The sequence below is a fragment of the Bacillus sp. SIMBA_005 genome (assembly GCF_046535585.1).
GTDB classification, from domain to species: domain Bacteria; phylum Bacillota; class Bacilli; order Bacillales; family Bacillaceae; genus Bacillus; species Bacillus pumilus.
Genome location: NZ_JAWRWI010001063.1, coordinates 1 through 241, shown reverse-complemented (window position 1 = coordinate 241; position 241 = coordinate 1). Strand labels below are relative to the sequence as shown.

Here is a 241-nt window from a genome sequence, read left to right as displayed (position 1 = left end):
CCTTTTGCTGAATGAAGCGCCTGCGGTGACAGCATCTGATTTGGATATAGAATCCATTTCCCGTTCAGCTGGACATTTCCATCCTTTTGAAAATCCCAATTTTCCAGATTGATCACGCCCTGTTCCGCTTGAGGGAGGGATGATCCTGAAAAATGATCCATGGCTATAAAAATCATAAAGAAAGCAGCATAGCCGCAAATAATCGTAATCGAAATAAATTTTTCTTTCACATCATTACTCC

The 241-nt window shown here is 40.7% G+C and carries 1 protein-coding gene; it reads right to left on the bottom strand.

The window, feature by feature from the left end; genetic code table 11:
* Positions 1-230: hypothetical protein (locus SB660_RS23375; protein WP_410584956.1), on the bottom strand; the 230-nt coding region annotated here is incomplete at its 3' end.
* Positions 231-241 lie beyond the last annotated feature (11 nt).